20 protein-coding genes are annotated in these 19,482 nt (G+C 32.9%); 2 read left to right on the plus strand and 18 right to left on the minus strand.

Annotation, left to right across the window (positions count from 1 at the left end; genetic code table 11):
- Positions 1 to 3: 3 nt before the first annotated feature.
- From MKY04_RS17970 to MKY04_RS18000, 7 genes are all read right to left on the minus strand, one after another.
- Positions 4 to 1,185 carry an MFS transporter gene (locus MKY04_RS17970; RefSeq protein ID WP_346235888.1) on the minus strand — a complete coding sequence of 394 codons (1,182 nt, stop codon included), beginning with the start codon at positions 1,183 to 1,185 and terminating at the stop codon, positions 4 to 6.
- Positions 1,172 to 1,588, minus strand: a complete 417-nt coding sequence (locus MKY04_RS17975) for a MarR family winged helix-turn-helix transcriptional regulator (protein ID WP_126293488.1) — start codon at positions 1,586 to 1,588, stop codon at positions 1,172 to 1,174. The genes MKY04_RS17970 and MKY04_RS17975 overlap by 14 nt, the downstream gene beginning before the upstream one ends.
- Before the next feature lie 151 nt (positions 1,589 to 1,739).
- Entirely contained in the window at positions 1,740 to 1,946 is a 207-nt protein-coding gene (locus MKY04_RS17980) for a hypothetical protein (RefSeq protein ID WP_126293489.1), read from the minus strand.
- The gene (locus MKY04_RS17985; protein ID WP_126293490.1) at positions 1,946 to 3,109 is read right to left on the minus strand and encodes a Ger(x)C family spore germination protein; all 1,164 of its coding nucleotides are present in this window, start codon (positions 3,107 to 3,109) and stop codon (positions 1,946 to 1,948) included. Before MKY04_RS17985 ends, MKY04_RS17980 begins: the two co-directional genes overlap by 1 nt.
- Positions 3,110 to 3,113: 4 nt before the next feature.
- The gene (locus tag MKY04_RS17990; protein ID WP_126293491.1) at positions 3,114 to 4,649 is read right to left on the minus strand and encodes a spore germination protein; all 1,536 of its coding nucleotides are present in this window, start codon (positions 4,647 to 4,649) and stop codon (positions 3,114 to 3,116) included.
- Positions 4,642 to 5,751: a GerAB/ArcD/ProY family transporter gene (locus tag MKY04_RS17995; RefSeq protein ID WP_126293492.1), complete on the minus strand. Its 1,110-nt coding sequence runs from the start codon at positions 5,749 to 5,751 to the stop codon at positions 4,642 to 4,644. The genes MKY04_RS17990 and MKY04_RS17995 overlap by 8 nt, the downstream gene beginning before the upstream one ends.
- A gap of 286 nt (positions 5,752 to 6,037) precedes the next feature.
- Complete coding sequence (locus tag MKY04_RS18000; protein ID WP_126293493.1) at positions 6,038 to 6,553, minus strand: hypothetical protein; 516 nt, start codon at positions 6,551 to 6,553, stop codon at positions 6,038 to 6,040.
- 255 nt (positions 6,554 to 6,808) lie between these two features.
- Between MKY04_RS18000 and MKY04_RS18005 the strand changes: the two genes are divergently transcribed.
- A complete protein-coding gene (locus tag MKY04_RS18005; protein WP_126293494.1) occupies positions 6,809 to 7,447 on the plus strand; it encodes a hypothetical protein in 639 nt (212 codons plus the stop codon).
- Positions 7,448 to 7,566: 119 nt separating this feature from the next.
- Here the strand turns inward: MKY04_RS18005 and MKY04_RS18010 are convergent, their stop codons facing one another.
- Both MKY04_RS18010 and aspD read right to left on the minus strand, forming a co-directional pair.
- Positions 7,567 to 8,004, minus strand: coding sequence for an Hsp20/alpha crystallin family protein (locus MKY04_RS18010; protein ID WP_126293495.1), 438 nt, complete (start codon positions 8,002 to 8,004; stop codon positions 7,567 to 7,569).
- A 242-nt stretch (positions 8,005 to 8,246) separates the two neighbouring features.
- Entirely contained in the window at positions 8,247 to 9,863 is a 1,617-nt protein-coding gene (aspD, locus tag MKY04_RS18015) for an aspartate 4-decarboxylase (RefSeq protein ID WP_126293496.1), read from the minus strand.
- Positions 9,864 to 10,545: 682 nt separating this feature from the next.
- Here aspD and MKY04_RS18020 point away from each other — a divergent pair.
- The gene (locus MKY04_RS18020; RefSeq protein WP_126293497.1) at positions 10,546 to 11,346 is read left to right on the plus strand and encodes a formate/nitrite transporter family protein; all 801 of its coding nucleotides are present in this window, start codon (positions 10,546 to 10,548) and stop codon (positions 11,344 to 11,346) included.
- A gap of 469 nt (positions 11,347 to 11,815) precedes the next feature.
- Here MKY04_RS18020 and tnpA read toward each other — a convergent pair whose 3' ends face one another.
- The 9 genes from tnpA to MKY04_RS18065 form a co-directional block, all read right to left on the minus strand.
- Positions 11,816 to 12,136: an IS200/IS605 family transposase gene (gene tnpA / locus MKY04_RS18025; protein ID WP_428833888.1), complete on the minus strand. Its 321-nt coding sequence runs from the start codon at positions 12,134 to 12,136 to the stop codon at positions 11,816 to 11,818.
- A 328-nt stretch (positions 12,137 to 12,464) separates the two neighbouring features.
- Positions 12,465 to 13,328, minus strand: coding sequence for a hypothetical protein (locus MKY04_RS18030; RefSeq protein ID WP_346234877.1), 864 nt, complete (start codon positions 13,326 to 13,328; stop codon positions 12,465 to 12,467).
- 56 nt (positions 13,329 to 13,384) lie between these two features.
- Positions 13,385 to 14,323, minus strand: a complete 939-nt coding sequence (locus MKY04_RS18035) for a hypothetical protein (protein ID WP_346234878.1) — start codon at positions 14,321 to 14,323, stop codon at positions 13,385 to 13,387.
- A gap of 375 nt (positions 14,324 to 14,698) precedes the next feature.
- On the minus strand, positions 14,699 to 15,643 hold the full coding sequence (locus tag MKY04_RS18040; protein ID WP_346234879.1) for a BsuBI/PstI family type II restriction endonuclease: 945 nt from the start codon (positions 15,641 to 15,643) through the stop codon (positions 14,699 to 14,701).
- Complete coding sequence (locus MKY04_RS18045) at positions 15,643 to 17,133, minus strand: Eco57I restriction-modification methylase domain-containing protein (RefSeq protein WP_346234880.1); 1,491 nt, start codon at positions 17,131 to 17,133, stop codon at positions 15,643 to 15,645. Before MKY04_RS18045 ends, MKY04_RS18040 begins: the two co-directional genes overlap by 1 nt.
- Positions 17,134 to 17,418: 285 nt before the next feature.
- Positions 17,419 to 17,817, minus strand: a complete 399-nt coding sequence (locus MKY04_RS18050; RefSeq protein WP_346234881.1) for a hypothetical protein — start codon at positions 17,815 to 17,817, stop codon at positions 17,419 to 17,421.
- 140 nt (positions 17,818 to 17,957) lie between these two features.
- On the minus strand, positions 17,958 to 18,113 hold the full coding sequence (locus tag MKY04_RS18055; protein ID WP_346234882.1) for a hypothetical protein: 156 nt from the start codon (positions 18,111 to 18,113) through the stop codon (positions 17,958 to 17,960).
- Between the two features lie 121 nt (positions 18,114 to 18,234).
- Entirely contained in the window at positions 18,235 to 18,558 is a 324-nt protein-coding gene (locus MKY04_RS18060) for a hypothetical protein (protein ID WP_346234883.1), read from the minus strand.
- 134 nt (positions 18,559 to 18,692) lie between these two features.
- A complete protein-coding gene (locus tag MKY04_RS18065; RefSeq protein WP_346234884.1) occupies positions 18,693 to 19,373 on the minus strand; it encodes a hypothetical protein in 681 nt (226 codons plus the stop codon).
- Between the last annotated feature and the right edge of the window lie 109 nt (positions 19,374 to 19,482).

Raw genomic sequence — 19,482 nt, forward strand, 5'->3', positions numbered from 1 at the left:
TCCTTAAACATACAATTTTGCTTTTCTGCCATGTAAAACGAAATATAGTGGAATACTAATTATGATGATCGGAACCATCCATAAAAAAATTGAACGGTATCCTACCAATGGAACGATTAAACCTAACAAATAAGGACCGAATCCCAACCCCATATCATAAAAAATATAATATGTTGATGTTGCCAAGCCGAATCGATGCGGCTCTGTCACTTTAACAGCAATTGTTTGGGCAATAGAATTAAAGTTGCCAAATCCAAGTCCAATTAAAGCTGCAGACACTAATAAAATCCAACTACTGCTTGCATTGCCAAACAGAAACATGCCTAATGCAAACAAAACTAAACAAGGGTAGACAATTAAATTTGGCCCTTTTTTATCCATAAGCTTCCCACAATAAGGACGCGTGAAAATAGTAGCAAGAGCATATACAATAAAGAATACACTAGCAGCATCTACTAAGTTGATTTCCTCTGCATAGAAGGATAAAAAGGACATAACACCTGAATAAACAAAGCCCATTAATAGTGCAACGAATGAAATAGGAATTGATTTTGGCTCCATAAATTTTGAAATAAAGGACTCTTCCTTAACTTCCTCATGACTTGAACTGAACATCTGCTTATCCAAACGAATAAACGCCAATACGATAATCATAATGAGTGATAAGAGTACATTTAAACCAAAAATATAGAAGTTGCCATTATCAAATTTCATTAAGAATATTCCAATAAAAGGCCCAATAGCCGATGCAAGGATAACACTTAAGCTGTAGTAGCCAATGCCTTCTCCCTTTCGAGATGCAGGAAGTATATGTGCGATAATCGTTCCAGCCGCTGTCCCAATAACTCCAACGAAAATACCTTGTATAAACCGGTTAAATAATAAAAATGCAATATGTATTTCAATAAAATACAAACATGCACTCACGAAAAATAATACAACACCATATCTTAATATTTTTGAAGGTCCAACCTTCCCTATTATGCGGCCTGTAAGCAGCCGCCCTATAAGTGCGCCAATTACATAAATACTAGAAACGAGACCCGCAATACTTGTGGATACTTGATATGTTTCAATTGCATAACTAGCAATTGTGACAATTAATAAGTAAAACATTAAAATTGATAAAAAATTAATTAATGAAATGACAATAAAATTTTTTGTCCATATTCTATCCTTCATAATTCAACATTCTCTCCTCCAAAATTGCTAACTGTTGTGACCATTCATTCACCATTTCTTCGGAGAATGGCTCTGTTACGAATGATTGGAGATTCATCACTTTTTCTTTTACCTTACCGCAAAGAACTTGTCCTTCCTGTGACAAGGATAAATATTTTTGTCGCTTATCTGCTCCACTTTTGAACTGTATTAGACCTTGTTCATGCAACTTTTTCACTAAAGAAGATACTGTCGGTTTTTCAACTGACCATTCTTTAACAATATCCATACTTGTACAACCTTCGTTGTTGTAAATATGATGTATAACTAGCCACTGTACAGGGGTGATGCCAAAAGGTGAACAAATTTCTTGAAGCTTCAAAACATACAATTTATTGAAACGGTATATTGTCGTAAAAAGATTCATTTAAACCTCCAAAATAGTTAGTATTCCTAACTAACTATATATTAAAGATTTTTACTTGTAAAGAATAAAAAGACTCCAACATAACGTTAGAGCCTTTTTACGTAAACGATTAAAGCTGAACAATACTCCTTTTAAATAAAACAAGATTTGATTATATAAATAAATTAATGATAAAAGAAACAATTTGGTTTAAGCCTATAATCTTAATTCCAAGTATGTGCAATTGTGTTATAACAAAAGCAAAAACTAAGATTGTTGTGTAGATGGCTAATGCTTTCTTATCTTTCGTCTTTACCATATGTCGATAATCAAAAAAGGAAATTGCAACAAATAAGATAATTAATAAGAAAGTGTTCATTAATCATTCACTTCCTTACTTTTTTCTTGAGTTGTGTCAATAATTAATCCTGATCTTCTTACATTCGACTTCACTTTAAAATCAAATTTAACTTGGTCTAAGTAGGCTGATGAATTACTTATTTTGTCCCAATGCTCAGGATAATATCTTCTGACTTCTCTACCTATTCCATATATATCTGAGTTCATTTCCTTCGCTATTTGAAACTCGTTTACAACATTCCTTTTTATAAACTCGCTAACTTCCTTTTCTACGGATTTTAAGTGTTTAGGCTCCAATAAATCCAATGCACAAGTCTGGTCAAGTAAATTTCCCTCTAATATGACATCTACTTTGACATTAATTGTTTCACCTACTAACTTAGGTTTCACAGTACTTTGAAAACCGGTAATTTGAAAGGCGAAGAACTCGTCTGGATTTTCGGGACAGCTGCCTTCAATGATAGTATAGTTTAGTTTGTTGTCCATAATCTGGGTTCCTGTTGTTTCTGGTCCATAAATATAACCTTGTAATTTCCCTTTGCTGAATATAGCAACTCCATTTATTTCAAATGTTTCAACTTTTCCTCTAATTTCCTTTGGTCTAATGACATCGAGTGAAAGCTCTATTCCGGGAGTAGAAATTATGGTCATTAAATCTCTTAACTTCACTTTCCGTGCACTAATTTGTCTCATTTCCCTACCTTCAATAAGATCCGCCATTGATTTAGCTGGAACATCCCCCAGCTCAATTTTACTGTTTAATAAATCTTCCGCAGTTCCAGGAGTAACGACAATAAGTGCTCCAGCACGGCTATCTCTATCTCTTTCAAACCATGTAGTAGCCGGTGTTATTCCATCTCTTGCCAGTTCATCACCAAAAATAATAATTTGTAAATGCGCCCAATATAAACGACGTGGCGATAATTCATTTAGACTTCGAATTGCTCCTAATATAGTTTTTCCTGTAGCCGTCACACTCCAGGTTGGCAACTCAGAGCCTCCGCCGCCGCCATTTTCTTTTGTTGGGGGTTTAATCACTTGGGCTGTAATTTTATACCCTTCTTCCACTTTATCTATACCTACCCCCATTACTACAGCAATTTCATTTAATTCCTTTTGATCCCAACATCCTCCTAAAAGAAGGGAAAGTACTATGATTAAACAGCATCGTTTTAATTTCATATTACTAATTTCTCCTATTAATAGGACGATTTTTTCTAGTCTTAAGCATCCTATTTTGGTTTTCGTTAGAAATTTCTTCAGGTCGTTGCTTCATATCCCGCCAAGACACTCGAATAAATAAATCTCTCCAATCATCTTTATGAAATGGCACTATAGGAGTTAAATAAGGAACACCAAATGAACGTATGGAATTTAAATGAACTAATATTAGAAGTAATCCAAAAATCAGACCAAATGCCCCTAAAAACGAAGATAGGAATAATAATACAAATCTTAAAAGTCTTGCAGTAATGGCAATATTGTAGGAAGGAGTGGTAAAAGAACTGATAGCTGTCAGCGCTACTACGATTACGGTTCCTTGTGCAACCAATCCTGCATCAACAGCTGCTTGTCCCAGTACTAAACCACCGACAATGGAAATTGCGGCACCAATCGTTTTAGGCAATCTAATACCTGCTTCCCGCAAAATTTCAAAAGTAATTTCCATAAGTGCAACTTCAATTGCAGTACCAAAAGGAACTCCTTCCCGTTGTCCTGTAATCGCAATTATTAATGGAGTCGGTATCATTTCTTGATGATAGGTAAGTAAAGCTACATACAAACCTGGCAATATTATAGAAAGTACAAAAGTAAACCCTCTTAAAATTTTCATAAAGCTGGAAATATCGTATCGTTGATAATAATCTTCATTGGATGTTAAAAATAAACCGATAGTTGCTGGCACCATAAGGGCAACTGGTGTACCGTCAACAACAATAGCTATTCTTCCTTCTAGTAAACCCGCTGCAATTCTATCTGGTCGTTCTGAGTTAAAAATCGTTGGAAAAGGAGAATATCTTTTAGGGTCTTCAATTATCTCCTCAATATAAAGGGAATCTAGGATACCATCGATATTAATCTTATCGATTCGAGAAATAACTTCTTTGACAACTTTCTCTTTAGCTATTCCATCTATAAACAGGACTGCTACTGAAGTCTTGCTCTCCTTCCCAATGGACTTTTTATAAACTTGTAATTTAGGTGTGTGGACTCTTCTCCGAATTAATCCAATGTTTGTCATTATGGATTCATTAAAGGCTTCACGAGGTCCGCGAACGACCGTTTCTACTGACGATTCAGTAACCGGTCTTCTATCCCCACCAGAAGTTTCTGCAGCAAAAGCTGTTGTTTGCCCATCCATGAAAATGATTGAAAAACCTTGCAATAGGTGCTCTAATACTTCTTCATGTTTGGTAAGTTCCTTTATCTTATTGGTAGATAAGATAAATTTATCAAAATTAACTGTATTCTCTAATTGATTATTTAAAACGCGGATAACATGTTGGTCTAAAATTTCCTTTTCTACTAAGCTGTCTATAAATAAAATGCCCATTTTACAATGATCACTTTGCAAATATCTTACGGAAAGATCAGAGTCCTTGCCGAATATTTCTTCATATCTTTTAACATTCTCATCAAGTTCATTTAGTATTACTTGTTGATCCTCGCCATTTTTGCCTTCAGATGATGTTTGCTCTTTTTCTTTCTCTTCTTTAGACATCTTTTTTCCGCCCTTCTCTCTTTCCACCTGGTTTCCTAAATTGACTAATAATTAGCAAGACAAGAGGCAAAATTAATCCGACAAATGTAGCATAATAAGGATAGTAATTATTTAAAAAGCGAGCAATTCCTATAAAATCCTCACTGTTTATGATGGAAATGATGGAAATTAATGCTGCTATAGGTACTACCAAAACTTTGTAATCATCTAATTTAAATAACTGACCTGTTCCTAGAACAATGGCATAGAGAAATAAAGCAACTTTAGCGAAGGAGCCTAGTGACCAAAGCAAAATCCCTAAAATATCTAACCTTTGTAATGCACCTATTTGGATATCCCTTAAAGTCAAGAACGTAGGAAAGTAAAGGCCCGTTGCTCTCTCTTCTCCATAAATTGCAAGAACTCCAGTTACAGGACCAATAAACATAATAATCAGTATGATCATTGTTAGAATTGAATACCTTTTTAGTTGTTTCGTGCTATTAACAAATGGAAATATCATACTTAAAACAAATATAGAGCTGTATAGTGAAGTAATTGCCAAAGTTCCATCCAATACAGGTCCCATCGAGTTGTCTAATATTGGGAGAAAGTTGCGGTAATCCTTATCCTTATGTGTAAGAATTGATGCCAATATCCCTATTGGTATAAGCATTATTAGAATCGTTTGATTCGTTCTGGCAATTACTTCAAGTCCACATCGTACCGCGTAACCTGCGAGTATAAGTATTGCTATTAAAAAGATCGAAATAGGCGTTCGAAGCGTAACAGCAGATGTATAAAACTCTCCAAACCCTCTAATAGATAGGCTTACTTCATGTAAGAAGTAAATTAAAAATAAAATCACAACGAATTTTCCAAGCGCTTTCCCAAGGATTAATTGACAATATTCAACCAACGAGTAGCCTTGGTATCGCTGTGATAGTAACGCAACTGTAAATCCTATGAGGATAGCTGGAAATATGGCTAATAGCAGTGCAATCCAACTATCTCGTCCACTATGATTTATAATTACAGAGATATATAAAAGATGCCCTGTTACTGTAATACTGGTGATTCCTAGCATTAAGGCTTGTATCTTGGTAATATATATTTTTTCCAATTAAAACACCTCAATACTTTCCGAAGATTAAAACTATATTAATTATTGACATTAAGGAACTGATTTAATCATTCAGCTATTTGTCTAAACTCGTAAAAAAAAATGGGAAACCTCAATTTAGGTCTCCCATACTTAATATGTTTTTAATGAATTTCAAGTTATAAAAGGTATAATGATTAATTAGTGATTTTCTATAAATAGTTGGAAAAGAAGAAGGGAGTCTTCAAATAAGTTAGTATTAAAAGCGCAAATCCTCACTCTCTAGGGCATTCTATTGATAAATATTTTATTCATACCAACCATTAGCTTCTGGAAGGTTTTTATATTCTTCTTTACTTTTAACTAGAGTAAATATATAATTTCGCAACTCAATTAATTGCTTTGCATCGTCAGTAGTATCACAGTATTGCTCAGAAACATAATGATTGATGCTTTCACCATTAATGGTAATCATCCATTCATCTTCACTAAACGGCTCTTGCATACAATCTGTTTTAGGAATTAAATCCTTTTTTTCTGTTATATTTACCTCTTTCATTTTCTCATAAATCTTTGTCATTTCTTCCGTTGTAAATGTTAGATTTACTTTAACAGTTCCATCCGCAATTAAATCCTTAGTTACTGTATTTTCAAAAGTATTAATTTCATTATTTTTCATAACCCCAAACTGAATTTTAAAGTCAAAGTCACTTGGCATTTTTGCGGGCATAACAACTTTACTAGATTCTTTTGATACTTCATTTGAGTCACAGCCTGTAATGAATAATGCAAATAATAATAATAAATAAGCTATCCTATTCACATAACCCCTCCACTCTAATTCTCTTGTATTAGTCGAATTTTATGGAAAAGTGTTACATTTCATGGCATAAATTTTGGGCGAAAATATAAGCATGGAATAGTAGTTATTTTTAACTATAAAATTTTTGTTCAAACAATGCCTTTTTACTGTTTTTTTTTTACAGCTTTAGCAGTTAATATAAATTGGGAGAACTTTTTGTGGTGATGGATTTTACCTCTACAGAAATAAAAAGCAATTAGGAGGAACAGTTTTAAAATGAAATATTTATTATCAATTTTTTATGTATCTTTAGCGCTTCTCGTATTATCGGGATGTTCATCTAATGAAAAAGATGAACAAAGTGAAAACGTTGACCAAACCGATATTGAAACTGAAAAAGAAGAGAAAGAGACTGATATAAGTTCCGAAAAAAATCAAGAAGAGTCGAAAGATGAATCTTATGATGAATCTGAATTAATCGAAGCAGTTGAAACAGAACAAGTTTACCCAGAGATTCCCTTCCAAAATATTAACTGGTTCTTCGGCAGCCCTGACCGTCAGCCGAATGGAGGTATTTGGGTTTATACATCTGAAACAATTCCATCTGGATACGAAGACACAATTGATTGGGAATTAAATGATTTATTGCTTGTTCAAGTAAATGATCCTAAGTATATTGATCATGAATTAGAAATCAAGGCATTACAAATACTGGATGATAATGTTGTCAAAATTGTTGTAAGTACTGAACCAGATGAATATAGCACCGATAAAAAAGCGGCAAGAAGATATGCATCTGTTGAAAAAGGACAGTTGCAAGGCAAAAAATTCCTTGTTGAAACTGTTGAAGGCGAAAAGGTTGATGTCGGTACTAATGTTAAAACGAGTGAAATTTCTGGTAGTGCAGAACAGTAAATAATGACGAAAAAAGTGGTCAAACCTAGTAACAGGATTGACCACTTTTTTGTTTCGTTATAAAAACAAGTTATATACGAGAAGACAACAATATTTAAGTTAAATCTTCAACAAGCTTTTTACATAAAGTCTATATCAATTTTCTTTTTATCGTTATTTGTTATTTTAGGCATTCTAACTTCAAGTACGCCATTCTTATAAGCTGCCTTTACTCCCTCATTGAAAACAGCACTTGGTAATGAAATAGATCTATGGAAACTACCTGTATAGCGTTCCTGTCTAAACATATTCTCTCCCTTAACTTCACTTGTTTTATTTAAAGTGCCACTTATTGTTAACACATTGTTCTCAACATTAATATTTATGTCTTCCTTCTTTTCAATTCCTGGAATATCACAAGTGGCTACAACTTCATTTTCTGTTTCGTGAACATCAACCCTAATATGTCCGAAATGGTTATCATGATTAAAATCAAAAGGGAAATTAGAGAAAAAACGGTCCAAATCCTTTCTGACATTTGCTAACTGTCTAAATGGATCATAAGGTGTTAATGCCATGATGTACAGCCTCCTAAATATTTTTTACTTTTATATTATGCACTCCCCGATATAAGCTATCCGCATTAGCAACTTAATCCTTGTGAACTTGTTTATAGCAAGTTTGGCGTTTTTTCAAACTAACTTTCCTACTTTTTTACTTAGACATTTCAACCCTATAATAGTCCTATTAATGTTTGGCAGAATCATCAAAAATGATTCTGGATACAAAAAGCGCGATTATATACTTTTTTATAATTAGTTTATCCTTTTACTTCTTTCCATTCTTCTAAATAATCGTCTAATATACTTTTTAGTTCCTTGCCTATACGTGCGTAGGCTTCATCATTCAGATTAGCAAGGGATACGCGAATAGACCATTCTGGTGCTAAAAATCCTTCACCACCTAACAATACAATCGATGACTTCTCAGCAAGACGGTATAAAATATCTATAGGTTTATAATTCTTTTTTAAGTAATCAGTGAATCCCTTTTCATAATGATGGTTACACCAAATTTCCAAGTCAATCTCTGTATAATAGTCTGCGTCGTTTGGCAAATGTTTTTTTGGTAAGCCTAACCCTTCGTATAAAAGATTCATTCTTCGATGTAAAATTCCCATTGTTTTTCTCTTATACTCATTTTTATTATCGAGTAATGCAAAAATCGAAAATAACGCCATTTGTACTTGCTGCGGTGTGGATAATCCCGCTGTATGTCTCATTGCAACATCCCTACTATCTGCAACAATTCGATCTATAAATTTAAGGTTTTCAGGATCCTGTGTAAGAGAAGCATACCTTCTATTTAGAATTTCTTTCTCGCTTTCTGGTAACTTTTTAATCAATTTATCAAAGACATTAGTTTGGTTTATGGCAATTGTACCTAATCGCCAACCCGTCACACCAAAATATTTTGAAAATGAATACACTCCAATTGTATTGAAAGGTAAATCCACCATAATAGAACGAAACCCTTCAACAAAAGTGCCATACACATCATCGGAAATAATCATAAGATCTGGATTATTTTGTTTTACAATTCGGATGATATATTCTATGGATTCTTTTTTTATTGCAACAGATGGAGGATTACTCGGATTAACTAAAAACAGTGCCTTGATATCCTTATCCCTTAACTTATCCAATTCCTCATCTGGGTATTGCCATGTATGGTTCCCTTCATCATCTAATTCAGTGGCATTAATTTTCACAATATCATAAGTAATGTTAGGAAGCTCTGGAATTTCTATGTACGGTGGAAAGATCGGCACCATCACCGCTATTTTAGAGCCTCTAGGAAGTAAATGGTTTTTATATAATGTTTCAAATATATAGCACATTGCTGCTGTTGCTCCTTCAACAGCAAATAAATCAAAAGTGCCAGATGATGTATCCTGACCACACAACTCTTTAGATAAAAAATCATGTACAACTTGTTCAATTTTAACAAGCATACGATCCGGATTAGGATAGTTATCCCCAATGATTCCATCTACTAATTCATAAACCCATTCGTCTGGTTCAAACTGTTTAATTTTGATTCCATAATCAATAATTTCTTTCAATAATTGAATTCCTGGAACATGCTGGTTTTCCTTAACATACTTATTAAATCGCTCTGTAATTCCTATACGACTTGGCATGCCAGCTAAATCGCCTTCATCCCATACGAGCCTGGATTCTGCAACAGCGAATTGCCCGAGTGCAAAAAACGCTTCTCGAGGTGATGCAGCAATCCAATTTGGATTTCCACGCCCTGCATCCAGCATTGTTCTAGTAATTCTCATTTTCCCTTTTGCAAGATCGATGAGCTCATCTTTTATTTCAAATGGACTTAATTTCTCTAACTGACGACTTTCCTTTTTTAGTTCATCCATAAAGCTCCTCCTAAACAACTGCTATCTTAAGTATCAAGAGTATTCCACAATTAAATATGGAATATAATTTAGGTTGTACATTTCCTTCGATAATAGTAATTAAAGAATGGAGCCTTATTGGATATCTTTTCCATTTCAGTTTCTAAAATGAAGGATTTGCTAATTGGTGGTGGTGAAGATTATTTTGTTCTTTTATTAACACTAATCACTTAAAGAACGTGGGACATCTTTTTTTGGCCTTAACTAAAGATCTCGAGTTTCTTATATTGGATAAAATGATTGAAGCAACTATGGAAATTTTCAATCACCAAAGGAGTATTAGCAACTGGTGTCGGGGCATAACTATTTAGGTCGGATATTAAATAACCAATTAAAGAAGAATTACAGAAGGAACAATAATATATTGAAAAGGTTTTAATACTACTGAAAAAGAGATGCCCTAAAATAAAACTTGCAGTGATTGATGTGATACGTTATAATATAAAACATTGTGAAAACATAAAATGGTGATTAGGTAAGACCTGCTTATTTGCTTTTATATGCTTTCTATTTAGTATAAAAATTATGATGGTTGATTTCTTTGTATCGAGTGCAAAGTTATTAGGTAGCATCTCAAAAACCTTTTGGTAAAAAGGGTTTTTAAGGTGCTACCTTTTTTTAATGACAAATAGGAGGAATGGTTATGGCATTTCATAAACCACAAAAAATTGCAGAATTAACGATAGAAACAGGGGTGACGAAGACAAAGCTTCCTTTTTCACATCTGTTGTTGCTTGGGTTTTTAGGGGGAGCATTTATAGCTTTGGGCTATTTATTGGATATTCGTGTCATTGGTGACTTACCAGCAGAATGGGGAAGTCTTGCAAATTTACTTGGAGGTGCCGTATTCCCTGTTGGCCTTATTTTAATTGTCCTTGCCGGGGCAGAACTAATTACGGGAAATATAATGTCGGTATCCATGGCGTATTTTGCAAAGAAAGTTTCTCTAGGGAATCTAGTTCATAATTGGTTTTGGATCACTTTAACAAATTTAGTTGGAGCACTTTTTGTAGCATATTTCTTTGGACATGTAGTTGGTTTAACCGAAACAGGGCATTATCTGGATAAAACGGTTTCGGTTGCACAATCAAAAGTAGATTCATCGTTCTTACAAACCTTCGTATCGGCGATTGGTTGTAACTGGCTTGTATGTCTAGCGATTTGGTTAGCTTATGGAGCAGATGACTTTATTGGAAAAATCGCCGGCATTTGGTTCCCAATTATGGCGTTTGTAGCGATTGGCTTCCAACACGTTGTTGCAAATATGTTTATAATACCAGCAGCAATTTTTGCAGGAGAGCTTACTTGGATTGATTTTATTAGAAATATTATTCCGACCTTCCTTGGAAATGTTGTTGGCGGAGCTATTTTTGTTGGATTGCTTTATTATTATGTTTATTATAAACAAGCAAATCAAATTCAGAAACCTCGTAAGAACTCTTAAGAAAACGAACATATAGATATTTGGACAAACATCATTATTTTAAAAATACACGAAAACAATCTTTCAAGACTACTTCAGCTTCTGCTTACTGGAAGTTGGGATAGTCTTTTGTTTTATCTCCCTATTAATTTTCTTCTTCTTTTCGTTGAACAATGCCCCTGCACACTATTTATAAATATTCTGCCGTACGAAAGAAAAAGAACAAATGCTCAAAGCGTCATACTTAACTCAGACAACTGCTTGCAGGACCTGAGAAGTATTCAAGGTGCTGATCTTCACGAGGGGCTGTGCACTGAATCTAGAGGTAGAATATACTTTTTCAAATGATATCCATATTGAGAAATTATCTAATTTCTTAACAAGTCAAAACCACCAGTATAACTGGTGGTTTGCTCTTCGCGTGAAACGCTGGGTTACTGGCTCCTGTCTAAAGACATTCTGAAAGGTCCGCCAACCGCACTTCGCTTCCTCACTTTGCCGCTAAAGCGGCTTTTTTATTTCTTTCTTCGATTGATTTCTTCTCCTGTGAAAGGGTACTACTCTTCCCTTTTAAATAACCTACAAATCCTGAAACACTTAACTTTGGTGGAATACTTACTAACATATGAATATGATCGGGACATGCACTTGCTTCTATGATTTCCACGCCTTTTCTTTCACACAATTGTCGCAGGATTCTTCCTATATCTGCCTTTATTTGACCATAAATCACTTGTCTTCTATATTTCGGTGCAAACACAATGTGATACTTACAATTCCACGTTGTATGTGCTAAACTTTTCTTATCCATTTTGGAGCTCCTTTCGTACGAAGTCGGTTGACCAGACCTGACTTTATTGTACGACTGGAGTTTTTTTTATGTCCATAGCTATAAGCTTTCCGGAACCCCCTGCATAGCAGGGGGTTTTCATTTATACAATAAAAAAACTCCACAGAATATACTGTGAAGTTTAATATGACAACGTTTCTTGTTGTTTAAGATACCGGTGGTCGGGGTCGAAATAACGGTCAAAGTATTGATTTAATAAGGGCTTAATGGAGTAATGTGTAAAATATGTGTAACGTAAATTTTAGATAAAACTTTTCACCCTGTTTGAATCTAACCCTTTAGTATTCTCTTAGTTTATACTTTTTAGATACTCTACATCAGTTAAAATACTAATGATATTTGAATAAGGAATGGTCTCATCAAATCTTAAATATGCATAACAATTTTCAGCACCGTCATTAAATTTATCGTCATGTAAGTGCCTTAGCGATTGTTTTATAACCCATTTAATCTTCTCTAAGTAAAATTCCTGTTCTTCTAAATAGTACATGTCTTCTACATTGAATGTGTAATTGGTAAATTGGGAAATAGGTGCAAAGAATTTAATTACATGACATTGATACTCAGAACTCATTTTCCAATTATTCTCTATATTACTGGACTTTAAAAAGGCTGCGAGGTTTTTAAGAAATTCTGGTCTTCTCCTTATGTCGCCACCATAATTCAGTACATTCTTATCATAGAAAAAAGCATTTATTTGGTAATCCTTATATAATTTGTAGATAATCCAGTTTAGTTGCTCATCTTTGCTACCAATATTTATTCCATTATACTCCTTACTGATATCATAATTTTTACCCTTATAGAATATTTCCTTCTTTTCTACATTTATTTCAACACCTTGTTCCTTTAAATATCTTTTTAAAGGAGTATTCAAAGTTACTGCCTTTTGTAGGTTTGTTATCCCTAACTCTTTTATAGATTCACAATTATCATTATTGGTTGTAACATGTAGTGATGTTAACAATAATTCCTTATCAGCTACCACATTTTCATCGACATCAAACACTTCTAGAAACTCTTCCACAGAATATTCACCTTTTCTAGTGACAATATACTTCACTATTTCGGAATCATCTATATTTAATAATTTGGAAAGTGATTTAAGAGTACTTCCACAAGTTGTCATATCAAATATTAGCTGCTTTTTCAAAATATCACTCCTAGTTAAAAATATCATAGAATTTCTTATATTTACTTTTTTGAATACTAAGCATGTTTAAAATAATCCAAACAAAGGTTACAAAAATTAGGTTCATAACCACCATCGTCAGTATATCTTCTATATACAATCTTTTCTGCACACACTGGACCGTGACAGGTTGTTAACTCATCTTGAGTCGGTTTTACCCCACAAGATAGGCATACATACTGATAATCATCAATACATATAAAAGTTTCATAATCACAACTAGGACACTCCATTAAAGGGTCATGTCCACCATCTTTTATAGCACTGTATCTATCTACAAAATGATAAATATAATTATCCGAAAAATTATCGATATATTCATTACAGAAATAACAGAAGGCACCAGTCTCATCAGTAAATTCTACTGTTTCTTGAAAACATTCAGGACATTTCATAGGAACATCAATCTTATCTACCACATCTTCAACTAATATGAGTCGTTCATTTACATAAGCATCAAATGTATGTAGATACTCTTTAATTTGGGTAAACCTATCGTCGTCAGCGGTGAAATATCCTTTCTCAATCATATTTTCTTTTAGGAATGGTATTAGATATGTTAATAACTGTACAATATTGGATTTGATTACATCCGAGGAAACCACAAATTGATAATGCTCTGCTTTGTTTCTTTCTTTTTTAAGCCACCTTAATTTATCACTTAATTTCTTATCAAGGTCTAAATCATATTCTTCTTTTAACCTTTTAATTAATGTTTTATAATTTACACTACTAAAATCCCCTGTTCTTAACTTTTCAAAGTCAGCATCCTCTATCCTTTGAAAAATAAGTGACCAATCCTTCTGATAAAGTATCTCTTTTAACATTAATTGAATTCCTGCATGTAAATTTAGAAGTGAATACTTTAGATCTTCATCAGACTTATCAATTGTGTCTAGGGATTTTAATATAAAATCTAATCCATTATCAACCATTTTTAAGTTTATATCTTCCATATTATTTCTCCTTATTTAAAAGGTGCTGTAATAATATACTTCAGATTCTCTTTCGAACATATTGCTACTTTTGTTCCTTTTACTTCTTTTTCTTTTGAACCTATTATACTAAAATTGGAAATTCTATGTAAGTAATTCTAGAGTTATGATTTTTATTTGAGAGTAGATATTGTGGATGTAAACAAAAAAAAACCGTTCAACTAATGCCGAACGGAACTTCCTACTTAGCCATGACTCTTATGTGCAACATATTAAGATTCTCAACTTGCATTTAAAGGTAAAAAAAACTACACTTAAGGGATTTTTATCGAACAAAGATTCAGGTTCAAAACCTTAAGTGTTTTTTTTTGTATTTGGTACAACTAATTTATTAAATTAATAAGGTCCTAAAAACCGTGTTCCATTGAAGTGGATAAGATGAGATGGTGCATCAGCTACCCATACTTCAGTCTCCCATGCTATATCACTTAAATATCTAGCCATTAATGAACGACTCGGAAATGCTGTTACATACACAATACCTACTTTTGAACCTTTGAAAAGTTTCTCCAATTCCGCATGTCTTTTTCCGTCAACTGGTCCATGACTTGTTACTGCTTCAATTAATATAAGCCATTTCTTTTCAGGATAATATAATACAACATCTGGCATTTTCCCATGCGAATCCACTTCAATACCAAGTTCTTTTAAAAACTCTTCATCGAAATAACCTAATTTTTCACCAGTATCTCCTGCGTATAATAAGATACCCCCTGGAACAAATCGAGCTCCAAATTCTTCAATAATATCCTTTATTAATTGACTATGTTCACCTTGAGTTAGATGTAAATGCTTGCCATTTGAAAGTTTTACAGGGATTTTATTTTGGTCTCGTTCCTTAGCATACCTCTCAACAAGAGTTTGTCTTTCATTTAGATAATATTCGAGTGAATCTTCCCATACCTGTGTTCCATATTTTTTAATTTGATTTAAAGTTTCTGATTCAATTTGGTATACAGCCTTAGGACTGTTTACAGGTCTGTTTGGATTATCTGGGTTATATAATGCAATCCCCGCATCAACGAATTGATGCATTGTTTGTCTTCTAAATATTTCTCGGGTATTTGGAGCGTACTCTTTCCCATATTTCTCTTTACTGAATTCCATCATTGGTGTAATGCCAATTAATCTTTGTTGAGCCTGTTGCCAAGTATCTTCTGGTCCAATGTTTAATAGGGCTAACAAGCATAATGCTGACCTTTCATTTTGTTGCGCTTTAGGTAGACCAAGTGCTTCTATAATTTCAATAGCTTGAGTAATATTTGAATGAGTTTCTTCCACTACAAGACCGCCTCCAACTTACTGTCAATATCTACTAAGGTTATAACATTTTTGGATTTTAAATACCACTCTCCAAGGAGAATTAAAATGTCAGTAGATGGGAATAACATGACTCTTAAGTCAGTTGCATTCACTTGTGTATGTCCATTAAAAGTTCTGAAATACTTATCAACTAAGGTCGAGCTCAAATATATGTGTAAACCAAAAGCTAATTCTTTCGGTAACCCTTGCTTGTTTTGATGAAGAATATTTAACCCATTATCAAAACCAAGAGATGGAGCATTATCTAATGCTTCTGGAATAGTTACACCAGAGATTATACGTTTTTTCTCTTCTTTAGCAGAAAATCTACGAATGATGGTGTAATATCCATTTGGATATAAAAGTTTCTTTGTTTCCTCGTTTAATAATATTGCATTAGCTTTCTTAGGGTCTGGTTTAACCCAGTGAATCCCTTGTGATTCTATATGTGTAGGATAAAGTAATGGTACTGTTCCTTCCTCAGGCATCATACGAAGGTGTTCCTTTTTTCGAAAACCTACAACCGGTCCAGTTGATACATTGATACCTAAATTAGCTAAAGTGAATTGAATTGATGAAGGTAGAATATTTTCTTCATCAGTTGTAGGAATGTGGAAGAACTTTTCATCATCTCCTTCTAAAACAACTTTATCAAAAGGTATCATTTCTTCATTATAGTCCGAAAAACTATCATCAGTTGCAGTCGATATTTTCACTTCACCCTGTATTCCACCACGCTCAAGCATCATAATTACCATTTCTTGAAGTACTTCATCATCCTTAAAAGCTTTATCACGAGATTTAAAAAGATGAAGTTGTTTTATTGCTGTCTCTTCTAAAATAAGTTTTCTGAAAGACTTGTAGTAAGGTCCATTACAGAAACTGCGTGGAATGATGGCTACCAGCTGTCCCTCTCGTGATAATGTCTTGATTGTAAGTGCAACAAATGCTGAATATAAATTTACTGTTTCTATACCTATGCTACTCAATAATTTTCTGTGTATTGAATTACTTCTCATTTTTTTATATGGTGGATTTAAAATTGCGTGAGAATACCCCTCTAAGTTATTATCATTGAATAGATTTAACTGGTCGTTAACTCGGTTTACCCCCCACTTAATAAAATCTTCTGCTACTACTTGTACTTTAAGACTTAACTCATCTTTAAATGGCTTTAAGGTATTCTCAATCCGACTTCCAAGGATGTCATCAATTTCTACAAAGGTACAATCTATAAGCGATTGATTGTTTTCAGTTGAAAACCTTTCTAACAAAGCTGCGGTCAGGGTTCCAATTCCTGCACCTGCATCTAAGATTTTCGGATTTTCAAGTTTATCCCTTTCAAAAAGAGAAGCCATAAATCGAGCTATTGAAATAGGAGTTAGATACTGACTATACTCTGCTTTATTCTTCAGAATGTTATTTAAATCTACACGTTCTTTATCTAATATTTCGATTGTCTTATTCATGCTTACCCCTTCTATTTAAAAACTTACTAAGTTTATTATCTTTATTATTGACCTAATTTTAAGTATACCATCGTATTTTTATTTCGTTTCCCTTTTAGAACATTCGGTAAAAAATTTCATGTTGAATAAATGTATTAGCTGGTGATAGATTGTGTTAAATTGATGTAACTTTTGAAAGTTTAAAAAAATAAGCTTGGCTCTAAAATATTAGAACCAAGCCTTATAAATTTGACTTTTTGAAGAACGAGCCTCAAGTTTAAAACTGTTATTTTCTTTTACTGATTATTATCTTAGAAGTGTTTTTTTTAATTCTTCAAGAGGAATACCCTTTTCATAAAAGTCATCTAATGCATTATAAGCTAAATCAATTATACTCATAATGTCTTTTCCGAAATTTGTAAATATAAAAATTAAGGCTTCATCATCATCTAAGTATTCTTTTTTATCTGTTGGATCTAAAAAATACATAATTTGATATGAGACATCAATTCCACCTTCAAAACCCTTTAATCCATATCCAATTACATCAAAGGTAATATGAAGTTCACCAATCGATTCTAGTTCATCAAAAAAACTAACCCCCAATAAATAAGAAGTAATATAGCCGTCTGTAGATGATTTTTGAAATTCAACCAAATAATCATCATCAATACCAAAGATGATATTATTAACATCTGCTTCCAAAATAATTCCTCCTTTTTTATAAAAATAATATTTAAAGGTATTTATCTCTAGCTACTAAACTATTCCATAAAATAAAGCCAGAATAAGTTTTGTTAGTTATTTTTAAGATAATTAAAACCAGCTAGTTAATGCTAGCTGGTTTATTTACTTAATTCACCCTTTATAACTCCACATATAACTAAAAATATAAGTAAAAGAAGTATCTCTGGTTGCGAAATGATTGATTTAAAAATAGCTCTCCAAATATCAAACATTGTACCAAAGAATACTTCAGGAAAGTTTATTGTATCAAACATTCAATATCCTCCTTTCATATATGTTTTTATTCAATACGAAAAATCACTGTTAAAAGTTTCAATTAATTCATTATTTTCTCAGTAAATTATATATTGAACTGCTCTTCAGTTTCTTATTCCATTATCTTGAGTATGTTACTCTATTTGGTCTTTTTTTCTTCAAATATAAGCTTTTAACTTTTTTATGTAGCAAATCATCATTATGTGATTTCCCCTTAATAATATTTGAAATATCAGCAGGTTCTATTATTCGAGCATCAATCAAATAGCCCTTATTTGTTATAGTTTCTGCAGTCTTATTAACATTACCGTATAAGCAATATGTAATAATTACTTGTTGTTGAAAATCTTGAGGTTGGTAATTTTCGATGAGTACTACATAATCCTGAATCTCTTTTAAATCTTTCTTTGGTTGATTCAAAGTACGAAAAGTTCTCATATCCATACTGAAATACTTCCCTATAATTTTCTTTAATATAATTATAATATGGAAAAAATTACAAATCAATTAACTTTCTTTAACTCCATAAAAAATACAGGCGATAAAATAACCGCCTGTTCTTTACCCCCTAAGACTTACTATACTTTCTTTCCTTCATTTGGATAATATTTTTCAAGAATTGTAGATGGGTTTAAATTTACCAGTGTTTTAGATACACCTGTAGTTCCCCATTGTTGCGATATTTTTAATGGCTGTGAGAATGTAAAACATAGGTTACTATTATCAAGGCCATACTGTTCATCTAAACACAAATCTATTTCTTTTGGTTCTATTGGTTCAAGAAAGCCATCATCAATATCAAATGCTATGCTGTATAATTCGTTAAAACATATCAAAGTTACTGGTTTCTCTTGTGTTAGCTGGTCGTAGTAAGATTGATTGACTTCGTTTATTAACCTCTTTTCACCAGTCTCTATTTCCCAATCTTTTAAAAATAAAGGAATATGAGCAAAGGTATTATCAAGTTCTAATAAGATATGAACCCCTTCTGTTATTGACTTTTCAAAGTAGATTAGAAGTCTCTTATGCTTAACTTTAATTTTACGACTGTCTCTTAATTTTGAAATAGTTTCCGATCCTGTATAAACTAAGATATAAATTCGTGATTCATCCTCGCTGAATAGGAATGATGACTCTCGAAGCCTTAACCACTGTATATACTGATAAAGCTCACTTTTCGTATCTAAAAAAAGTTTTTTTGTTCGCTGTTGCTGTGCAATATAAGTTAAGAAGTCCGTCGAAATTGTTTTTATTAACATACAGTTCACTTCCTTTCATTAATTTTGACCGTTGTTAGAGTTTTTTTTTGGCAGGAATTATTTTTTTTTGGTTTAATAGGCCTATGTGTGTAATTCTTGTATTGCATAC

The sequence above is a fragment of the Lysinibacillus telephonicus genome (genome assembly GCF_039654155.1).
GTDB classification, from domain to species: Bacteria; Bacillota; Bacilli; order Bacillales_A; family Planococcaceae; genus Ureibacillus; species Ureibacillus telephonicus.

Excerpts from the sequence above, each read along its gene's own strand:
- MKY04_RS18045 (WP_346234880.1), bottom strand. The coding sequence starts at position 17,133 with ATGAATAAGACAATCGAAATATTAGATAAAGAACGTGTAGATTTAAAT.
- MKY04_RS17985 (WP_126293490.1), bottom strand. The coding sequence starts at position 3,109 with ATGAAATTAAAACGATGCTGTTTAATCATAGTACTTTCCCTTCTTTTA.
- aspD (WP_126293496.1), bottom strand. The coding sequence starts at position 9,863 with ATGGATGAACTAAAAAAGGAAAGTCGTCAGTTAGAGAAATTAAGTCCA.
- MKY04_RS18005 (WP_126293494.1), top strand. The coding sequence starts at position 6,809 with ATGAAATATTTATTATCAATTTTTTATGTATCTTTAGCGCTTCTCGTA.
- MKY04_RS18020 (WP_126293497.1), top strand. The coding sequence starts at position 10,546 with ATGGCATTTCATAAACCACAAAAAATTGCAGAATTAACGATAGAAACA.
- MKY04_RS18065 (WP_346234884.1), bottom strand. The coding sequence starts at position 19,373 with ATGTTAATAAAAACAATTTCGACGGACTTCTTAACTTATATTGCACAG.
- MKY04_RS18035 (WP_346234878.1), bottom strand. The coding sequence starts at position 14,323 with ATGGAAGATATAAACTTAAAAATGGTTGATAATGGATTAGATTTTATA.
- MKY04_RS18055 (WP_346234882.1), bottom strand. The coding sequence starts at position 18,113 with ATGTTTGATACAATAAACTTTCCTGAAGTATTCTTTGGTACAATGTTT.
- MKY04_RS17975 (WP_126293488.1), bottom strand. The coding sequence starts at position 1,588 with ATGAATCTTTTTACGACAATATACCGTTTCAATAAATTGTATGTTTTG.
- MKY04_RS17980 (WP_126293489.1), bottom strand. The coding sequence starts at position 1,946 with ATGAACACTTTCTTATTAATTATCTTATTTGTTGCAATTTCCTTTTTT.
- MKY04_RS18010 (WP_126293495.1), bottom strand. The coding sequence starts at position 8,004 with ATGGCATTAACACCTTATGATCCATTTAGACAGTTAGCAAATGTCAGA.
- MKY04_RS18060 (WP_346234883.1), bottom strand. The coding sequence starts at position 18,558 with ATGGATATGAGAACTTTTCGTACTTTGAATCAACCAAAGAAAGATTTA.
- tnpA (WP_428833888.1), bottom strand. The coding sequence starts at position 12,136 with ATGGATAAGAAAAGTTTAGCACATACAACGTGGAATTGTAAGTATCAC.
- MKY04_RS17990 (WP_126293491.1), bottom strand. The coding sequence starts at position 4,649 with ATGTCTAAAGAAGAGAAAGAAAAAGAGCAAACATCATCTGAAGGCAAA.